This is a genomic window from Streptomyces sp. AB3(2024) (assembly GCF_041862025.1).
Taxonomy (GTDB): domain Bacteria; phylum Actinomycetota; class Actinomycetes; order Streptomycetales; family Streptomycetaceae; genus Streptomyces.
This window is the reverse complement of record NZ_JBGWAB010000003.1, coordinates 1-17,242: the sequence shown is the minus strand read 5'-3', so window position 1 is coordinate 17,242 and position 17,242 is coordinate 1. Positions and strand designations below refer to the sequence as shown.

The 17,242-nt window shown below is 70.9% G+C and carries 15 protein-coding genes; 12 read left to right on the top strand and 3 right to left on the bottom strand.

What is annotated here, in order from left to right:
- The first annotated feature begins 32 nt into the window (after positions 1-32).
- Both ACEPPI_RS01785 and ACEPPI_RS01780 read left to right on the top strand, forming a co-directional pair.
- The gene (locus tag ACEPPI_RS01785; protein WP_373913476.1) at positions 33-1,625 is read left to right on the top strand and encodes an MFS transporter; all 1,593 of its coding nucleotides are present in this window, start codon (positions 33-35) and stop codon (positions 1,623-1,625) included.
- Between the two features lie 199 nt (positions 1,626-1,824).
- Complete coding sequence (locus ACEPPI_RS01780) at positions 1,825-2,205, top strand: peptidase inhibitor family I36 protein (protein ID WP_373913475.1); 381 nt, start codon at positions 1,825-1,827, stop codon at positions 2,203-2,205.
- Here the strand turns inward: ACEPPI_RS01780 and ACEPPI_RS01775 are convergent.
- Both ACEPPI_RS01775 and aceE read right to left on the bottom strand, forming a co-directional pair.
- A complete protein-coding gene (locus ACEPPI_RS01775) occupies positions 2,186-2,998 on the bottom strand; it encodes a potassium channel family protein (RefSeq protein WP_373913474.1) in 813 nt (270 codons plus the stop codon). The two genes, ACEPPI_RS01780 and ACEPPI_RS01775, sit on opposite strands and share 20 nt — an antisense overlap.
- Before the next feature lie 88 nt (positions 2,999-3,086).
- A complete protein-coding gene (aceE, locus tag ACEPPI_RS01770; protein WP_373913473.1) occupies positions 3,087-5,819 on the bottom strand; it encodes a pyruvate dehydrogenase (acetyl-transferring), homodimeric type in 2,733 nt (910 codons plus the stop codon).
- Positions 5,820-6,256: 437 nt separating this feature from the next.
- Between aceE and ACEPPI_RS01765 the strand changes: the two genes are divergently transcribed.
- From ACEPPI_RS01765 to ACEPPI_RS01740, 6 genes are all read left to right on the top strand, one after another.
- Entirely contained in the window at positions 6,257-6,682 is a 426-nt protein-coding gene (locus ACEPPI_RS01765; RefSeq protein ID WP_030009300.1) for a DUF3052 domain-containing protein, read from the top strand.
- Positions 6,683-6,834: 152 nt separating this feature from the next.
- Complete coding sequence (locus ACEPPI_RS01760) at positions 6,835-7,293, top strand: peroxiredoxin (RefSeq protein WP_266838846.1); 459 nt, start codon at positions 6,835-6,837, stop codon at positions 7,291-7,293.
- A gap of 129 nt (positions 7,294-7,422) precedes the next feature.
- On the top strand, positions 7,423-7,998 hold the full coding sequence (locus ACEPPI_RS01755; RefSeq protein ID WP_030160471.1) for a TerD family protein: 576 nt from the start codon (positions 7,423-7,425) through the stop codon (positions 7,996-7,998).
- A 135-nt stretch (positions 7,999-8,133) separates the two neighbouring features.
- A complete protein-coding gene (locus ACEPPI_RS01750; protein ID WP_030227215.1) occupies positions 8,134-8,709 on the top strand; it encodes a TerD family protein in 576 nt (191 codons plus the stop codon).
- Positions 8,710-8,734: 25 nt separating this feature from the next.
- Entirely contained in the window at positions 8,735-9,871 is a 1,137-nt protein-coding gene (locus tag ACEPPI_RS01745; RefSeq protein ID WP_373913472.1) for a DUF475 domain-containing protein, read from the top strand.
- Between the two features lie 143 nt (positions 9,872-10,014).
- Positions 10,015-10,755: a Tellurium resistance gene (locus tag ACEPPI_RS01740; RefSeq protein WP_285536182.1), complete on the top strand. Its 741-nt coding sequence runs from the start codon at positions 10,015-10,017 to the stop codon at positions 10,753-10,755.
- A gap of 28 nt (positions 10,756-10,783) precedes the next feature.
- Here ACEPPI_RS01740 and ACEPPI_RS01735 read toward each other — a convergent pair whose 3' ends face one another.
- Positions 10,784-11,599 (bottom strand): TerD family protein, encoded by an 816-nt coding sequence (locus ACEPPI_RS01735; protein WP_373913471.1) that lies wholly within the window; start codon positions 11,597-11,599, stop codon positions 10,784-10,786.
- A 194-nt stretch (positions 11,600-11,793) separates the two neighbouring features.
- On the opposite strand from ACEPPI_RS01735, the gene ACEPPI_RS01730 reads away from it, so the two are divergent.
- From ACEPPI_RS01730 to ACEPPI_RS01715, 4 genes are all read left to right on the top strand, one after another.
- A complete protein-coding gene (locus tag ACEPPI_RS01730; protein WP_373913470.1) occupies positions 11,794-12,969 on the top strand; it encodes an HpcH/HpaI aldolase/citrate lyase family protein in 1,176 nt (391 codons plus the stop codon).
- Positions 12,970-13,097: 128 nt separating this feature from the next.
- The gene (locus tag ACEPPI_RS01725; protein ID WP_373913584.1) at positions 13,098-15,602 is read left to right on the top strand and encodes a phosphoribosyltransferase; all 2,505 of its coding nucleotides are present in this window, start codon (positions 13,098-13,100) and stop codon (positions 15,600-15,602) included.
- Positions 15,599-16,420, top strand: a complete 822-nt coding sequence (locus ACEPPI_RS01720) for an HAD family hydrolase (protein WP_373913469.1) — start codon at positions 15,599-15,601, stop codon at positions 16,418-16,420. Before ACEPPI_RS01725 ends, ACEPPI_RS01720 begins: the two co-directional genes overlap by 4 nt.
- Positions 16,417-17,076, top strand: coding sequence for an O-methyltransferase (locus ACEPPI_RS01715; protein WP_373913468.1), 660 nt, complete (start codon positions 16,417-16,419; stop codon positions 17,074-17,076). The genes ACEPPI_RS01720 and ACEPPI_RS01715 overlap by 4 nt, the downstream gene beginning before the upstream one ends.
- The last annotated feature ends 166 nt before the right edge of the window (positions 17,077-17,242 follow it).

The following is a 17,242-nucleotide window of genomic DNA, read 5'->3' as shown; positions in this document are numbered from 1 at the left end:
GAAGTGTCAGTCGCTGTCACTAGCCTGTCCGCATGACGAGTCAGATCACCCTCGCCAAGGAATCCGACCCCGCGCCCGGCCGCACCGGATGGCGCGGCCACCCGTGGCTCACCCTGTTCGCCGTGGCGATCGGGGTCATGATGGTCACGCTCGACGGCACGATCGTCGCCGTCGCCAACCCGGCCATCCAGAAGGACCTCGGCGCCACCCTCGCCGAGGTGCAGTGGATCACCAACGGCTACCTGCTGGCCCTCGCGGTCTCGCTGATCACCGCCGGCAAGCTCGGCGACCGCTTCGGACACCGCCAGACCTTCCTCATCGGCATCGCCGGCTTCGCGCTCTCCTCGGCCGCGATCGGCCTCTCCACCGGCGTCGGCCTGGTCATCGGCTTCCGCGTCGCCCAGGGGGTCTTCGGCGCCCTGCTGATGCCCGCGGCCCTCGGCCTGCTGCGCGCCACCTTCCCCGCCGAGAAGCTCAACATGGCCATCGGCATCTGGGGCATGGTCATCGGCGCCTCGACGGCCGCCGGGCCCATCGTCGGGGGCCTGCTCGTCGAGCACGTCAGCTGGCAGTCCGTCTTCTTCATCAACGTGCCCGTCGGCGTCGTGGCCCTGCTCTTCGGCCTGGTCATCCTGCTCGACCACCGGGCCGAGAACGCCCCGCGCTCCTTCGACCTCGTCGGCATCGTGCTGCTGTCGGTGGCGATGTTCTCCCTGATCTGGGCCCTGATCAAGGCCGCCGAGTGGGGCTGGGGCGACACCCGGACCCTGCTGTTCCTCGGCGGGTCGGCCCTGTGCTTCGTGCTCTTCGCCGTCTGGGAGTCCAAGGTCCCCGAGCCGCTGATCCCGCTCGGGATGTTCCGCTCGCTGCCGCTGTCCGCGGGCACCGTGCTGATGGTCCTGATGGCCTTCGCCTTCATGGGAGGGCTCTTCTTCGTCACCTTCTACCTGCAGAACGTGCACGGCATGCGCCCCGTCGACAGCGGTCTGCACCTGCTGCCGCTCACCGGCATGATGATCATCGGCTCGCCGCTGGCAGGCGCCGCCATCACCAAGGTCGGCCCGCGCGTCCCGCTCGTCGCGGGCATGGTCGCCACCGCCGTCGCCTGCTTCGGGATGGCCCGGCTCACCCCGGACACCGCCACCCTCACCATGTCGCTCTGGTTCGCCCTCCTCGGCCTCGGCCTCGCGCCCGTCATGGTCGGCGCCACCGAGGTCATCGTCGGCAACGCCCCGCTGGAGCTCTCGGGCGTGGCCGGCGGGCTCCAGCAGGCCGCCATGCAGGTCGGCGGAAGCCTGGGCACCGCGGTCCTGGGAGCGGTCATGGCGGCCAAGGTCAGTGACACGTTCGGGGACAACTGGACGCGGGCGCAGCTGCCCCCGCTCACCCCGGAGCAGCTCGACCTCGCGGGGAAGGGGGTCCAGGTCGGCATCGCCCCGGTGCCGCCCGGCGCCCCCGAGCCGGTCGCCCGGGCCATCGCCTCGGTCGCCCACGACACCTTCGTGTCCGGCATGAGCACCGCCTTCACCGTGGCGGGCGTCGTCGCGGTCCTCGCCGCGATCGTGGCCTGCTTCACCAAGCGCGGGGCGAACGCCGGCGCCGGAGCGGGCGCGGCCCACATCTGAGCCACCCGCCCGGCCGATACCGCCGGGTCAACCCCGCTTCCCCCACAGCCCCGCCGGACGGTTCCGGCGGGGCTGTCGCCTATCAGGGTGGACCCGGCCCGAGCCCCTTCCGCTCGACCGTCGTCGCAGGTCAGCGTGGTGCCACGGAGCCTTCGGAAACCGTCCGGGGCCCGGCCGTCAACAAGGAGACGATTCCGTCATGCGTACGTGGACCACCGCTCGCGCCACCACCCTCGCGGCCGCCCTCCTGGCCGCCACCGCCTTCGTCCCCGGCACCGCCACGGGCGCCCACGCGGCGGCCGCGCCGTCCTGCGCCACGGGGGAGCTGTGCCTGTGGGCCAAGCCGGACTTCAAGGGCGCCAAGCAGATCTACGACCTCAGCACCCTCTCCATCAACAGCTGCACCGCGCTGCCCGCCGGGAACTACCAGTCGCTCATCAACCGGACCGGGCGCCCGGTGACCACGTACCAGTCGGACGTGTGCGCGGAGACCGGCGAGTTCCAGACCTACCCGGGCGACGGGGTCCTGCTGCCCCAGTCGCCGTACCAGGTCAGGGCGTTCAAGGTGTGGGAGACGTAACCCCCGCCGGATCGGCGCAGGAGGGGCAAGGGGAAGCGCCGGCGGCGGCCTGGGCGGGCATCGGGCCCGGGGCGCCGCCCAGCCGGGAGACCTCGTCCCGCAGCGCCCGCACCTCGTCCTGCAGCTCGCGCAGGACCGCCAGCTGCAGCCGCTCCACCTGGTCGTCCCGCTCGAAACGGGCGATGAACCAGGCGGCGATGTTCGCCGTCACCACACCGAGCAGGGCGATCCCGGACAGCATCAGCCCCACCGCCACCAGCCGGCCGAGGCCCGTGGTGGGGGAGTGGTCCCCGTACCCGACCGTCGTCATGGTGGTGAAGGACCACCACACCGCGTCGCCCAGGTTCTTGATGTTCCCCTGGGGGGCGTCCCGCTCCACGCTCAGCACCGCCAGCGAGCCGAACATCAGCAGTCCCACCACGGCCCCGGCCACGTACGTCGTCAGCCGCACCTGCGGGGCCATCCGGGCCCGCCGGCCCACCAGCATCAGCGTCGCGACCAGCCGCAGCAGCCGCAGCGGCTGCACCAGCGGCAGCACCACCGCGGCCAGGTCCAGCCAGTGCGTCCGTACGAACACCCGCCGGTCCGCCGCCAGTCCCAGCCGCACCATGTAGTCCACCGCGAACGCCGCCCACACCACCCACTCCGCGTGGGTACAGGCCCGGTGCACCCCCTCGCCCGCGTCGGGGGCCACGATCGGCACGGCGTAGGCGACGGCGAAGGCCACGGCGAGCACCAGCAGCGGGACCTGCGTACGGCGCTCCCACCGCGCCTGGCGGGAGGGTTGTTTCATGCCCAGCATCGTAAAGAACGGGTAAGGGGCGCCGGGACAGGTGTCCCGGCGCCCCCTCGCCCGAGTGACCGCTACGCCCCGGTCAGGGCTACGCGTCGCCGCCCGCCGCGCCGGGATCGGCCGCCGTGACGTCCAGCAGCTGGTACCGGTCGATCGCCTGCTTCAGCACCGAGCGGTCGATCTTCCCCTCACGGGCCAGCTCGGTGAGCGTCGCCAGGACCACCGACTGGGCGTCGATGTGGAAGAAGCGCCGCGCCGCGCCGCGCGTGTCGGCGAAACCGAAGCCGTCCGCGCCCAGAGAGGTGTACGCCCCCGGGATCCAGCGCGCGATCTGGTCCGGCACCGAGCGCATCCAGTCCGAGACCGCCACGAACGGCCCCTCCGCGCCCGACAGCTTCCGCGTCACGTACGGGACGCGCTGCTCCTCCTCCGGGTGGAGCAGGTTGTGCTCGTCGACCTCGACGGCCTCGCGGCGCAGCTCGTTCCAGGAGGTCGCCGACCAGACGTCCGCCCGCACGTTCCAGTCGGCCGCCAGGATCCGCTGCGCCTCCAGCGCCCACGGCACCGCGACGCCCGAGGCCAGGATCTGCGCCCCGATCGTGCCGGCCGTGCCCGTCGAGACCCGGTGGATGCCCTTGAGGATGCCGTCCACGTCCACGTCGGCCGGCTCGGCCGGGTGCTGGATCGGCTCGTTGTAGACCGTCAGGTAGTAGAAGACGTCCTCGGCGTCGGGGCCGTACATCCGCCGCAGACCGTCCTTGACGATGTGTGCGATCTCGTAGCCGTAGGCCGGGTCGTACGCCACGCAGCCCGGGTTGGTCGACGCCAGCAGCTGGGAGTGACCGTCGGCGTGCTGGAGGCCCTCACCCGTGAGGGTGGTCCGGCCGGCGGTCGCGCCGAGGACGAAACCGCGCGCCAGCTGGTCGGCCATCTGCCAGAACTGATCACCCGTGCGCTGGAAACCGAACATCGAGTAGAAGACGTAGACCGGGATCAGCGGCTCGCCGTGCGTCGCGTACGCCGAACCCGCGGCGATCAGCGAGGCCGTGCAGCCCGCCTCCGAGATGCCGTCGTGCAGCATCTGGCCGGTCGGGGACTCCTTGTACGCGAGCAGCAGGTCGCGGTCGACCGCCTCGTACTGCTGGCCCAGCGGGTTGTAGATCTTGGCGCTCGGGAAGAACGCGTCCATGCCGAAGGTGCGGTACTCGTCGGGGGCGATCAGCACGAAGCGCCTGCCGATCTCCTTGTCCCGCATCAGGTCCTTCAGGATGCGGACGAACGCCATGGTGGTGGCGATCGACTGGTGGCCCGAGCCCTTCCTGGCGGCCGCGTACGTCGTGTCGTCCGGCAGCTGCAGCGGCTTGGCGCGCACCACGCGGGTGGGCACGTAGCCGCCCAGCGCGCTGCGGCGGTCGTGCATGTACTGGATCTCGGGCGAGTTGCGGCCCGGGTGGTAGTACGGCGGGGCGCCGCCCTCCAGCTGCGCGTCGGTGACCGGGATGTGCAGGCGGTCGCGGAAGCGCTTGAGGTCGTCGACCGTCAGCTTCTTCATCTGGTGCGTGGCGTTGCGGCCCTCGAAGTTCGGGCCCAGCGTCCAGCCCTTGACCGTCTGCGCCAGGATCACCGTCGGCTGGCCCTTGTGGGCCTTGGCCGCCGCGTAGGCCGCGTAGACCTTCTTGTGGTCGTGACCGCCGCGGCCCAGGTGCTGGATCTGCTGGTCCGTCATGTTCTCGACCATCGCGCGCAGCCGCTGGTCGCCGCCGAAGAAGTGCTCGCGGACGTAGGAGCCGGACTCGGTGGCGTACGTCTGGAACTGCCCGTCCGGGGTGGCGTTCATCTTGTTGACCAGGATGCCGTCGCGGTCCTGGGCCAGCAGCGGGTCCCAGGAGCGGTCCCAGATCAGCTTGATGACGTTCCAGCCGGCCCCGCGGAACTGCGACTCCAGCTCCTGGATGATCTTTCCGTTGCCGCGCACCGGGCCGTCGAGGCGCTGGAGGTTGCAGTTCACCACGAAGGTCAGGTTGTCCAGGCCCTCGCGCGCGGCGATGGACAGCTGGCCCAGCGACTCCGGCTCGTCCATCTCGCCGTCGCCGAGGTACGCCCAGACGTGTGACTTGGAGGTGTCGGCGATCCCGCGCGCCTCCATGTACCGGTTCATCCGCGCCTGGTAGATCGCGCCGAGGGGGCCGAGGCCCATCGAGACGGTCGGGAACTCCCAGAAGTCCGGCATCAGCCGCGGGTGCGGGTAGCTGGACAGCCCGTACGGGGCCTTCGACTTCTCCTGCCGGAACGCGTCGAGCTGCTGCTCGGAGAGCCGGTCCAGGAGGTAGGCGCGGGCGTAGATGCCGGGCGAGGCGTGGCCCTGGAAGAAGATCTGGTCGCCGCCGTCGCCCTCGTCCTTGCCCCGGAAGAAGTGGTTGAAGCCCACGTCGTAGAGGGAGGCGGAGGAGGCGAAGGTCGCGATGTGGCCGCCGACACCGATGCCGGGACGCTGGGCGCGCGAGACCATGACGGCGGCGTTCCAGCGGGTGGCGTTGAGGACCTTGCGCTCGATCTCCTCGTTGCCGGGGAAGAACGGCTCGTCCTTGGTGGCGATCGTGTTGACGTAGTCCGAGCTGCGCATCTCGGGCACGGCCACGCGCTTCTCGCGGGCCCGCTCGATCAGCCTCAGCATCAGGTAGCGGGCACGTTCACGGCCCCGCTCGTCGATGGCGGCGTCCAGGGAGTCGAGCCACTCCTGCGTCTCCTCCGGATCGAAGTCCGGGACCTGGCTCGGCAGGCCGCCAATGATGATCGGGTTGCGATCGGATGCGGAAGCCACGCTGTTCCTTCGCTGTCGGGGGAGTCGTGCCTTGGGTCGCCGCCTCCCATGGTCTTACGCCCGGCCGAAATCTTCACCTCTACCACTGGGTAACACCTGGAGCGGGGGAGGAGCGTCCACCCGGCAGGGCCGGGGGTCGGGCCAAATCGCAACCTTACGCCCAAGACGATCAGCGGGTTCGCAAGGCCGTTCGTCCCTCAAACAGGTAGGAAAGTCCTCATGCGATGCCGAATGAGCTGGAATGGTGTGGGATGAATCACCAGTGGTGCACCGGGGAAGCCTGAAAGTTGCGGCGAGACGGCCGCAATCGTCACCGTTTCGACGGTCTCGGCGGCCGGGTACTTGCGCGATCCGCCGCTCCCGTGTGGACTACGCCCAATGCTGCGCGTACGCGCGCCGCCGAAAGACATTCACCGAACATGAGCAGGAGGCACCCCGTGAGCGCGACCGCGGACCACGCGGAGAGCCTGGCCGCCCGGCTGGGTTTCCAGTCCGAACAGGTGGTCCAGGAGATCGGCTACGACGACGACGTCGATCAGGAATTCCGTGACGCCGTCGAGAAGCTCGTCAGCGAGCTCGCCGACGAGGACTACGACGACGTCGCCGACGCGGTGCTGTTGTGGTTCCGCGACGAGGACGGCGATCTGACGGACGCCCTGGTCGATGCGACCGAGCTGGTCGAGGACGGCGCACTGATCCTGCTGCTGACCCCCAAGACAGGCCGTGACGGCTACGTCGAGGCCAGCGACATCAGCGAGGCCGCCGAGACGGCCGGTCTCTCGCTTGCCAAGGGCCTGCCCGTCGGCAAGGAATGGACCTCCACCAAGCTGGTGACGCCGAAGGCCGCCAAGGCCAAGCGCTGAGCCGTACTCCGCACCCCAGCGGACGCACACCCCGCCGACCCGGATCACCCGCGGTCGGCGGGGTGTGCGCGTTCCGCGCGCCGATGCCCGCCTAGGCTGGGCCTCACCCGAACAGCCCCCTGAGGGAACGCAGGAACGAAGGGATGCGAAAGATGGCGATCGAGGTCGGAAACAAGGCCCCGGACTTCGAGCTCAAGGACAACCACGGCGCCACCGTGCGGCTCTCCGACTTCCGGGGGGAGAAGGCCGTGGTGCTGCTCTTCTACCCGTTCGCCTTCACCGGCGTGTGCACCGGTGAGCTGTGCGAGCTGCGCGACCAGCTGCCCCGCTTCCAGAACGACGACGTGCAGCTCCTGGCCGTGTCCAACGACTCCGTGCCGACCCTGCGGGTCTTCGCGGAGCAGGAGGGCCTGGACTACCCCCTGCTGTCCGACTTCTGGCCGCACGGCGAGACCTCCCGCGCCTACGGCGTCTTCGACGAGGACAAGGGCTGCGCGGTCCGCGGCACCTTCGTCATCGACAAGGAGGGCGTCGTGCGCTGGAGCGTCGTCAACGGGCTGCCCGACGCGCGTGACCTGAACGAGTACATCAAGGCCCTCGACAGTCTCTGAGGTCCCGGGGCGGGCCCGCCGCGGGAAAACAGCCTGCGGGCGGGAACCCGTCACTAGGATCGAAGCGTTGATCCGGGTAGCAATCGCACGACGGGGCTCCCGCCCCACACACATACCAATGGAGGACCCGTGGGAGTCAGCCTCAGCAAGGGCGGCAACGTCTCGCTGACCAAGGCCGCGCCTAACCTGACGGCGGTCATCGTCGGTCTGGGCTGGGACGCTCGCACCACCACCGGTGTCGACTTCGACCTCGACGCCAGCGCGATCCTGACCAACGACCAGGGCAAGGTCGCCAACGACTCGAACTTCGTGTTCTTCAACAACCTGAAGAGCCCGGACGGCTCGGTGGAGCACACCGGTGACAACACCACCGGTGAGGGCGAGGGCGACGACGAGGCGATCAAGGTCAACCTCGCCGGCGTCCCGGCCGATGTCGCCAAGATCGTCTTCCCCGTGTCGATCTACGAGGCCGAGAGCCGCCAGCAGAGCTTCGGCCAGGTGCGCAACGCCTACATCCGCGTCGTGAACCAGGCCGACAACAGCGAGCTGGCCCGCTACGACCTCTCCGAGGACGCCTCGACCGAGACGGCCATGGTCTTCGGCGAGCTGTACCGCAACGGCGCGGAGTGGAAGTTCCGTGCCATCGGCCAGGGCTACGCCTCGGGCCTGCGCGGCATCGCGCAGGACTTCGGCGTCAACGTCTGATCCCGATCCCGGGCCGAGCCCGAAGAAGTTGTTCCGTCCGGCGCCGTGCACCTGTGTGTACGGCGCCGGTCCGGCTTTGCCACCATGTGCAGGTGGCCGTGCCACACCACCACGTCGTCCGGGGAGGACCACATCATGGGCGTCACACTCGCCAAGGGGGGCAACGTCTCCCTGTCCAAGGCCGCACCCAACCTCACCCGGGTCCTGGTCGGTCTCGGATGGGACGCGCGCTCGACCACGGGGGCGGACTTCGACCTCGACGCCAGCGCGCTGCTGTGCAACAGCGGCCGGGTGCTCGGGGACGAGTACTTCGTCTTCTACAACAACCTCAAGAGCCCCGAGGGCTCCGTCGAACACACCGGGGACAACCTCACCGGCGAGGGTGAAGGCGACGACGAGTCGATCATCATCGACCTCACCAAGGTCCCCGCCCAGGTCGACAAGATCGTCTTTCCGGTCTCGATCCACGAGGCGGACACCCGCCGGCAGAGCTTCGGCCAGGTGAGCAACGCCTTCATCCGTGTGGTGAACATGGCGGACGACCAGGAACTGGCCCGCTACGACCTGACCGAGGACGCCTCCAGCGAAACGGCGATGATCTTCGGCGAGGTCTATCGGTACGGCGGGGAATGGAAGTTCCGTGCGGTAGGTCAGGGGTACGCGTCGGGCCTGCGGGGCATCGCTCTAGACTTCGGGGTCAACGTTTCGTAAAGCCGTACAAGACGATGAGGTGCCAGTGGTTCTCAAAACCTTCGGCTGGTCGTTCGCAGTCACTGCGCTCGGTCTGGCCGCTGCGGTGTTCTACGGGGGATGGCCCGCTTTTGGGATCGTGGCGATCCTGTCGATCCTGGAGATCTCGCTCTCCTTCGACAATGCGGTGGTCAACGCCGGAATCCTGAAGAAGATGAATGCCTTCTGGCAGAAGATCTTCCTCACTGTCGGTGTCCTCATCGCCGTGTTCGGCATGCGCCTGGTCTTCCCCGTGGTCATCGTGGCGATCAGTGCGAAGATCGGGCCCATCGAGGCCGTCGATCTCGCGATGAACGACAAGGACATGTACCAGCAGCTGGTCACGGACGCTCACCCGTCCATCGCGGCCTTCGGCGGCATGTTCCTTCTGATGATCTTCCTCGACTTCATCTTCGAGGACCGCGACATCAAGTGGCTCGCCTGGCTGGAGCGTCCGCTCGCCAAGCTCGGCAAGATCGACATGCTGTCCGCGTGCATTGCGCTGATCGTCCTGGTCATCACCTCGATGACCTTCGCCGCCAACGCCCACCAGCACGGCGGCGTCCACGTGGACAAGGCGCAGACCGTCCTGGTCTCCGGCGTCCTCGGCCTGATCACCTACATGATCGTCGGCGGCCTCTCCGGCTACTTCGAGAACAAGCTGGAGGAAGAGGAGGAAGCCGAACACGAGGCCGAGGAAGAGGCCAAGAAGAGCGGCAAGCCCGTCTCGGCCGTGGTCATGGCCGGCAAGGCCGCGTTCTTCATGTTCCTCTACCTCGAAGTGCTCGACGCCTCCTTCTCCTTCGACGGGGTCATCGGCGCCTTCGCCATCACCAACGACATCGTGCTCATGGCCCTCGGCCTCGGCATCGGTGCCATGTACGTCCGCTCGCTGACGGTCTACCTGGTCCGCCAGGGCACCCTCGACGACTACGTCTACCTGGAGCACGGCGCGCACTACGCGATCGGCGCCCTCGCCGTGATCCTCCTCGTCACGATCCAGTACGAGATCAACGAGATCATCACCGGTCTCGTCGGCGTCGTGCTCATCGCCTGGTCCTTCTGGTCCTCGGTGCGCCGCAACAACCGCCTGGCCGCCGAGGGCGGCGACGGCGAGCCCGCGGAGGTCGGGGCCGGGGTGTGACCCGGCCCTGATTGCGGAACGCTTTCCACAGAACCGTTTCGGTTTCGACGGGGCGGCCGCGCGGATCCATCGGACCGCGTGGCCGCCCCGCCGCACATCCACGGCATCCGGCGCACGCACGGACCGACCTGGGGGGTTGGGACATGGGGTTCTTCGACGGGATCAGGGGCGCGCGCGCCATGGGGTTCGACTCGGGCCAGGCGTCGTCAAACGCGATCGAGCTGACCAGGCGGCATCCGACGGTGTCGCTCACCAAACAGCAGGCGGTCCACGGCAACCTCCGCGTGAACCTCTCCTGGCGGATGCGCACCTCCGACATCGGAGGCCGCTCCGGGCAGAGCGGGCAGCTGCTGCGGCACCCGTTCAAACTGTTCAAGCCCGACATGGTGCAGGCGCACACCCAGGGCATGGTCAACGTCGACCTGGACATGGGCTGCCTCTACGAGCTGACCGACGGCACCCGGGGCGCGGTGCAGCCCCTGGGCAACCTGCTGGGCGACCTCAACGACCCGCCGTTCGTCAAGCTCAGCGGCGACGACCGCTTCGGCTCGGGCTCGGGGGAGACGCTGTACGTCAACCTCGACCACGCCGAGGAGATCAAACGGCTGCTCGTCTTCGTGTACATCTACGACCAGACACCGGCCTTCGACCGGACCCACGCCCTGGTCACCCTCTACCCGACCGCCGGGCCGAGGATAGAGATCCCGCTGGACGAGCGGCACCCGCAGGCCCGCTCCTGCGCGGTGGTCTCCCTGGCGAACGTCAAGGGCGAGCTGATCGTCCGCCGCGAGGTCAAGTTCGTCTACGGGTTCCAGGCCGAGCTGGACCGGCTGTACGGGTGGGGCCTGCAGTGGGGGCGGGGCTACAAGAGCGCCAAGGCCTGACCGGCCCCGCCCGTCCGCGGTGTGCCGCTCAGCGGCGGATGAACTGCGGGCCCTGCACCGGCAGCCGGAAGGACGGGTCCCCGCCCTGGGCCGGCACCGGAGCGGGCACGGGGGCCGGGGACACCGGCTGCGGGTACCCGTAGGCGGGCTGGACGGCCGGCGGGGCCTGCGTGGGCGGGGCGGGCGCCACGGGGACCGGCGGCCGCATGGCGGCGGTCCTGTCGTCGCCGGAGCCGCCTCCCGGTGCTCCGGTGGCCCCGGCGGGCTCCGCCGCCCGGTCGGCGCCGGGCTCGGGGGCGTTCTCGTCGACGGAGATCCCGTGGTCGGTGGCCAGCCCCACGAGCCCGTCCGAGTAGCCCTCGCCCAGGGCGCGGAACTTCCACCCCTCGCCCCGGCGGTACAGCTCCCCGCAGATCAGCGCCGTCTCGGCGCCGGTCTCGGGCTGGACGTCGAAGTAGGCCAGCGGCTCGGGGCCGCCGCCGGGGGTGGCGTCGTAGAGGAGGATCCGCAGGTCCCGGACCCGCCGGAAGGGGACGTCCTCGGCGGAGGCCACCACCAGGATCCGGTCCACCACGGGGGTGACCGCGCGCAGGTCCGCCTGGACGGCGTCCGTCACCCCGTCGCCCAGCTGCTTCTTGCCCAGCCGCCAGACCGCGCCCGAGGGGTGCCGGGGCTGGTTGTAGAACACGAAGTCCTCGTCCGAGCGCACGCGCCCGTCCGCTCCCACGAGCAGCGCGGAGGCGTCCACGTCCGGCACCTCGGTCCCGGTGGTCCAGCGCAGCACCGCCCGGACCGCCACGGCGGTCACCGGGACGTTCGAGCCCTTCTGCATCGCGTGCGTCATGCCCGTCATCCTGCCCTCCCGGACGCGACCGGGACAATGCGGCCCCCCGTAGGGCCTTGTCCGGATCGCGAGAGCTGGGCATGGTGCAAGAGGGTTACCGGAACTTCATGCGCTTGAGGAACTCTTGACTCCTGTTCGTACGTACTATTACCGGCCACGCCAGTTGGGCCGCCGAGGCAGTACGGGGGAAGTACATGCGTCACTTCGGGCACATATCGCCCACCGTCCGCAAGGACCTCTTCCACCAGGAGCCGGCCGAGTTCTCGATCTCCTCTCCCGCCCGCACCCTGGCAGCCGCTCTCGGGGCGACCCTCTACAGCCCCGCGACCCGGCCGCACCTGGCCGCCGACATCCGCAAGCAGACGGGCCGCGGAGTCGTCTCCATGGTCCTCTGCCTGGAGGATTCCATCAGCGACTCCGACGTCCTGGGCGGCGAGGAGAACCTCGTCCGGCAGTTCGCGGACCTCGACACCGACCCGGCCGGCACTGCGAGGCTCCCGCTCCTCTTCATCCGGGTCCGCACCCCCGAGCAGATACCCGACCTCGTGCGCCGCCTCGGTGGCCCGGTGCGCCACCTGGCCGGATTCGTACTGCCCAAATTCACCGAAAGCCGCGGAACGGCCTTCCTCGACGCCGTCGCCGACGCCGAATCCGCCTCCGGCCTGCCCCGGCTGTACGCCATGCCCGTCCTGGAGACCCCCGACCTCCTCCACCTGGAGACCCGTGTCGAGGCCCTCGCCGGCATCTCGCGCACGGTCAACCGCTACCGCGAGCGCGTCCTGGCCCTGCGGCTCGGGGTCACCGACTTCTGCTCCGTGTACGGGCTGCGCCGCACCCCCGACATGACCGCCTACGACGTCCAGATCGTGGCGGGCGTGATCGCCGACGTGGTCAACGTCCTCAGCCGCGCCGACGGCACCGGCTTCACCGTGACCGGCCCCGTCTGGGAGTACTTCCGCAGCCAGCAGCGCCTCTTCAAGCCCCAGCTGCGCCGCAGCCCCTTCCTGGAGGAGGGGGTGGAGGAACTGCGCACCGCCCTGATCGAACACGACCTCGACGGGCTGCTCCGCGAGATCGAACTCGACCGGGCCAACGGGCTGCTCGGCAAGACCTGCATCCACCCCGCGCACGTCACGCCCGTCCACGCGCTGTCGGTGGTCTCCCACGAGGAGTTCAGCGACGCCCAGGACATCCTGCGCCCCGAGCGCGGCGGCGGCGGGGTCATGCGCTCCGTCTACACGAACAAGATGAACGAGGTGAAGCCCCACCGGGCCTGGGCGGAGCGCACCATGCTGCGCGCCGAGGTCTTCGGTGTGGCGAAGGAAGAAGTCGGCTTCGTCGACCTGCTCACGGCCGGGCTCCAGGTGTGAGCGGGCCGGTGGAGGGATCCGTGGAGCAGCCTGTGGAGCGGTCCGCGGAAGAGCGGCCCTTGGAACGGCGCGTGGAGCGGTCCGCGCAAGAACAGCCCGTGGAACGGCTCGTGGAGAAGGGGAAGACGATCGACGAGGTCTGGTCGGGAAGCTGGGTCGCGGACCGGCTGGGCGTGCGCCTGCGGGACGGCGGCGACCCGGCCGCGCCACCGCTGGACTCCCTGCTCGGGCTCGCCCTGCGGCGCAACCCCAAGCGGGCCCACCTGCTGGTCTCCCAGGTGCTCGGCAAGCACGTCCCCCAGTCCCCGGCGGTCGTGCACGCCGCCGGATTCGGCCTCGGGCTGCGGGTGAGGGCCCTGCTCGGCGAGGAGGCGGCCGCCTCCTCGGTGGTCCTCGGGTACGCCGAGACCGCGACCGGACTCGGCCACTGCGTCGCCGACGGCCTGGGCACGGCCCCCTACCTGCACTCCACCCGCCGGCCCGTACCGGGCGTGGAGCCCGCGGGCGGCTTCGAGGAGGCGCACTCGCACGCCACCTCCCACCTGCTCCTGCCCGAGGACCCGCGGCTGCTGGCGGGCAGCGGGCCGCTGGTCCTCGTCGACGACGAGTTCTCCACCGGCAACACGGTCCTGAACACCCTCCAGGACCTGCACGCCCGCCATCCGCGCGGCCACTACGTGGTCGTCGCCCTCGTCGACATGCGCTCGGCGGCCGACCGCGACCGGCTGACCGCCTTCGCCGACGGGCTGGGCGCCCGGGTGGACCTGATCGCCCTCGCCTCCGGCACGGTCGACCTACCCGACGGGGTCCTGGCCGAGGGGCAGGCCCTCGTGGAGCAGCAGGAGGCGGCGTCCTACCGGATGTGCGGGGGGATCCGGCGCCGGCAGGGCACGGGACGCACCGGCCGGGGCACCGCAGGCCCGGCGCTCCCCCCGCGGCCGGTCACCCGCCTCGCGCTCGACTGGCCGGCCGGCGTCCCCGACGGCGGCCGCCACGGCTTCACCCCCGCCCACCGCGGCGCGCTGGAGGCGGCGGTTCCGCACCTCGCCCGGCAGCTCGCGGACGCGCTGGGCGAGGACCCCGGGCGGGTCCTCGTACTCGGCAACGAGGAGCTGATGTACGCGCCGCTGCGGCTCGCGCTGGCCCTGGAGGAGTCCGGGGCCGCGGCCGAGGTGCGGTTCTCGACCACGACCCGCTCACCCGTGCTCGCCGTCGACGACCCCGGCTACGCCATCCGCACCCGGCTCGTCTTTCCCGCACACGACGCCCCGGCCGACGGCCCCGGCGACCGGTACGCCTACAACGTCAAGGGAGCCGGCTTCGACGCCGTCGTCGCCGTCGTGGACTCCGCCGGGGACACCCCCGAGCTGGACAGCGGACTCCTCGCGGCCCTCGCCCCGCACACCGGGCGGGTCCTGCTGGCCGTCGTACCCGCGTACACGCCCCCCGCCCACGCCCCCGACCGGCAGGAGCCGATCATGTCCGAGCCCGCCCTGGCCGATCCGCTGCGCGGGCCGGCCTTCTCCTCGTACGCCCCCGAGGACGTCGGCTGGCTGCTCCAGGACCTCTCCGGCTGCGAGCTGGAGGCCCCGACCGAGGAGCGCGAGGAGGCCATCCAGGCCGGCGGCGCCCACTACGCCGAGTCCCTGCCGGTGGAGTACCAGCCCTCCGAGGCCTACCAGGAGCTGTACCGCAGCGCCCTCGGTGCCTCCGCCGCCCGGATCGCGCGCGCGGTCGGGACCGTCACCGAGACGGTGCTCGCCGAGCGCTCCCCGTCCCCCGTACTGGTCTCCCTGGCCCGCGCCGGCACGCCCGTCGGGGTGCTGATGCGCCGCTGGGCCCGCGCCCGGCACGGCCTCGACCTGCCGCACTACGCCGTCTCGATCGTGCGCGGCCGGGGCATCGACGCCAACGCCCTGCGCTGGCTGGCCGCCCACCACGACCCGGCCGACGTGGTCTTCGTCGACGGCTGGACGGGCAAGGGCGCCATCACGCGCGAGCTGCGCGAGGCCCTCGCCTCCTTCGAGGGCTTCAACCCCGAGATCGTCGTCCTCGCCGACCCCGGCTCCTGCGTGGAGACGTACGGCACCCGCGAGGACTTCCTGATCCCCTCCGCCTGCCTGAACTCCACCGTCTCCGGACTGGTCTCGCGTACCGTGCTCAGGGCCGACCTGGTCGGCCCCGACGACTTCCACGGCGCGAAGTTCTACCGCGAGCTCGCCGGAGCCGACGTCTCCACCGGCTTCGTCGACACCGTCTCCGCGCACTTCGACGCCGTGGCCGAGGCCGTGGACGAGGAGGTCAAGGAGCTCCTCGCCGCCGACCGGACCCCCACCTGGGTGGGCTGGGCGGCGGTGGAACGGATCAGCGAGGAGTACGGCATCCACGACGTGAACCTGGTCAAGCCCGGCGTCGGCGAGACGACCCGGGTGCTGCTGCGCCGCGTGCCGTGGAAGATCCTGGCCCGGCGCGGGGCCGGCACCGACCTGGAACACGTACGCCTGCTCGCCGCGCAGCGGGGGGTGCCGGTCGAGGAGGTCGACGGGCTGCCCTACACGTGCGTGGGACTCATCCACCCCCGATACACGCGCGGCGCCACCGGCGCCGACGGAAAGGCCGTGGCCGCCCCGTGACCGTCCTCGTAGCCAGTGACCTCGACCGCACGCTCATCTACTCGTCGGCCGCCCTCGGCCTGACCATGCCCGACCCGCAGGCCCCGCGGCTGCTGTGCGTCGAGGTGCACGAGAGCAAGCCGCTGTCCTACATGACGGAGACGGCGGCCGGGCTGCTGGCGGAGCTCACCGCCGACCCGGCGGTGGTCTTCGTGCCCACCACCACCCGGACCCGCAAGCAGTACCAGCGCATCCGCTTCCCCGGCCGTCCGGCCCCGTACGCGATCTGCGCCAACGGCGGCCAGCTGCTGGTGGACGGGGTGGCGGACCGGGACTGGAGGCGCGCGGTCGCGACGCGGCTCGCGCGGGAGTGCGCCCCCGTGGAGGAGGTGCACGCCCACCTGCTGGCCGTGTCCGACCCGGCCTGGCTGCGCAAGGCGCGGGTGGCGGAGGACCTCTTCGCGTACCTGGTCGTCGAGCGCGCGCTGGTCCCCGACGAATGGCTCAAGGCGCTGGAGGAATGGGCGGGCGCGCGCGGCTGGACGGTCTCCCTCCAGGGCCGCAAGATCTACGCCGTCCCGCGTCCGCTGACCAAGAGCGCGGCCATGGCGGAGGTGGCGCGGCGCACCGGCGCGGACACCACGCTCGCCGCCGGCGACTCCCTGCTCGACGCCGACCTGCTGCTCGCCGCGGACCGGGCCTGGCGGCCCGGGCACGGGGAACTCGCCGACGCCGGGTGGACGGCGGCCTCGGTGACGGCCCTGAGCACGGCGGGGGTACTCGCCGGTGAGGAGATCGTCCGCGAATTCGGCCGGGCGGTTGCGACACTGACCGCATGACCAAGGGCAACAGCACCAAGATCACCGACGAGCTCTACGCGTACGTCCTCGCGCACAACCCCCCGCTGGACGCGGTCCAGCGGGGGCTGGTCGCGACCACCTGGGAGAAGTTCCCGGACTCGGCCGGCATGCAGTCCGCGGAGGAACAGGGGCCGCTGCTGGCTTTCCTGGTCAGGCTCACCGGCGCCCGCCACATCGTGGAGGTCGGCACCTTCACCGGCTTCTCCGCCCTGTCCATGGCCCAGGCCCTGCCCGCCGACGGCCGTCTGATCGCCTGCGACGTGTCGCAGGAGTGGACGGCGTACGGCCGCGAGGCGTGGGAGGCGGCGGGCGTCGCCGACCGCATCGACCTGCGCATCGCCCCGGCCCTGGACACGCTCCGCGCGATGCCCGAGGAACCGCACATCGACATGGCGTACGTGGACGCGGACAAGCAGAACCAGATCCTCTACTGGGAGGAGCTCGTGCCGCGGCTGCGTCCGGGCGGGCTGATCGTCACGGACAACACGCTCTTCCACGGAACGGTCCTGGACACGTCGCCGGGCGGCAGGGGCGCGAGCGTCCACGCGTTCAACGAGCACGTCGCGGCGGACACCCGCATGGAGTCCGTCCTGCTGGCGATCTCGGACGGCCTCACCCTGTCGCGCAAGCGTTAGCGACGCCGCCGGCGACGACGCCCCGGATCAGCCGCAACCCCCGCCACCGCAGCAGCCGCCGCCACCGCCCATCGCCGGCGGGGGGGGGGGGGGGGCCGCCCCCCGGCGGGCGCCCCCCGCCGCCCCGGGCGGGGCCGCGTGGGTGTGGGGGGGGGGGGCGGGGGGG

Excerpts from the sequence above, each read along its gene's own strand:
- ACEPPI_RS01780 (WP_373913475.1), top strand. The coding sequence starts at position 1,825 with ATGCGTACGTGGACCACCGCTCGCGCCACCACCCTCGCGGCCGCCCTC.
- ACEPPI_RS01760 (WP_266838846.1), top strand. The coding sequence starts at position 6,835 with ATGGCGATCGAGGTCGGAAACAAGGCCCCGGACTTCGAGCTCAAGGAC.
- ACEPPI_RS01730 (WP_373913470.1), top strand. The coding sequence starts at position 11,794 with ATGCGTCACTTCGGGCACATATCGCCCACCGTCCGCAAGGACCTCTTC.
- ACEPPI_RS01735 (WP_373913471.1), bottom strand. The coding sequence starts at position 11,599 with ATGACGCACGCGATGCAGAAGGGCTCGAACGTCCCGGTGACCGCCGTG.
- ACEPPI_RS01785 (WP_373913476.1), top strand. The coding sequence starts at position 33 with ATGACGAGTCAGATCACCCTCGCCAAGGAATCCGACCCCGCGCCCGGC.
- ACEPPI_RS01775 (WP_373913474.1), bottom strand. The coding sequence starts at position 2,998 with ATGAAACAACCCTCCCGCCAGGCGCGGTGGGAGCGCCGTACGCAGGTC.
- ACEPPI_RS01750 (WP_030227215.1), top strand. The coding sequence starts at position 8,134 with ATGGGCGTCACACTCGCCAAGGGGGGCAACGTCTCCCTGTCCAAGGCC.
- ACEPPI_RS01740 (WP_285536182.1), top strand. The coding sequence starts at position 10,015 with ATGGGGTTCTTCGACGGGATCAGGGGCGCGCGCGCCATGGGGTTCGAC.
- ACEPPI_RS01715 (WP_373913468.1), top strand. The coding sequence starts at position 16,417 with ATGACCAAGGGCAACAGCACCAAGATCACCGACGAGCTCTACGCGTAC.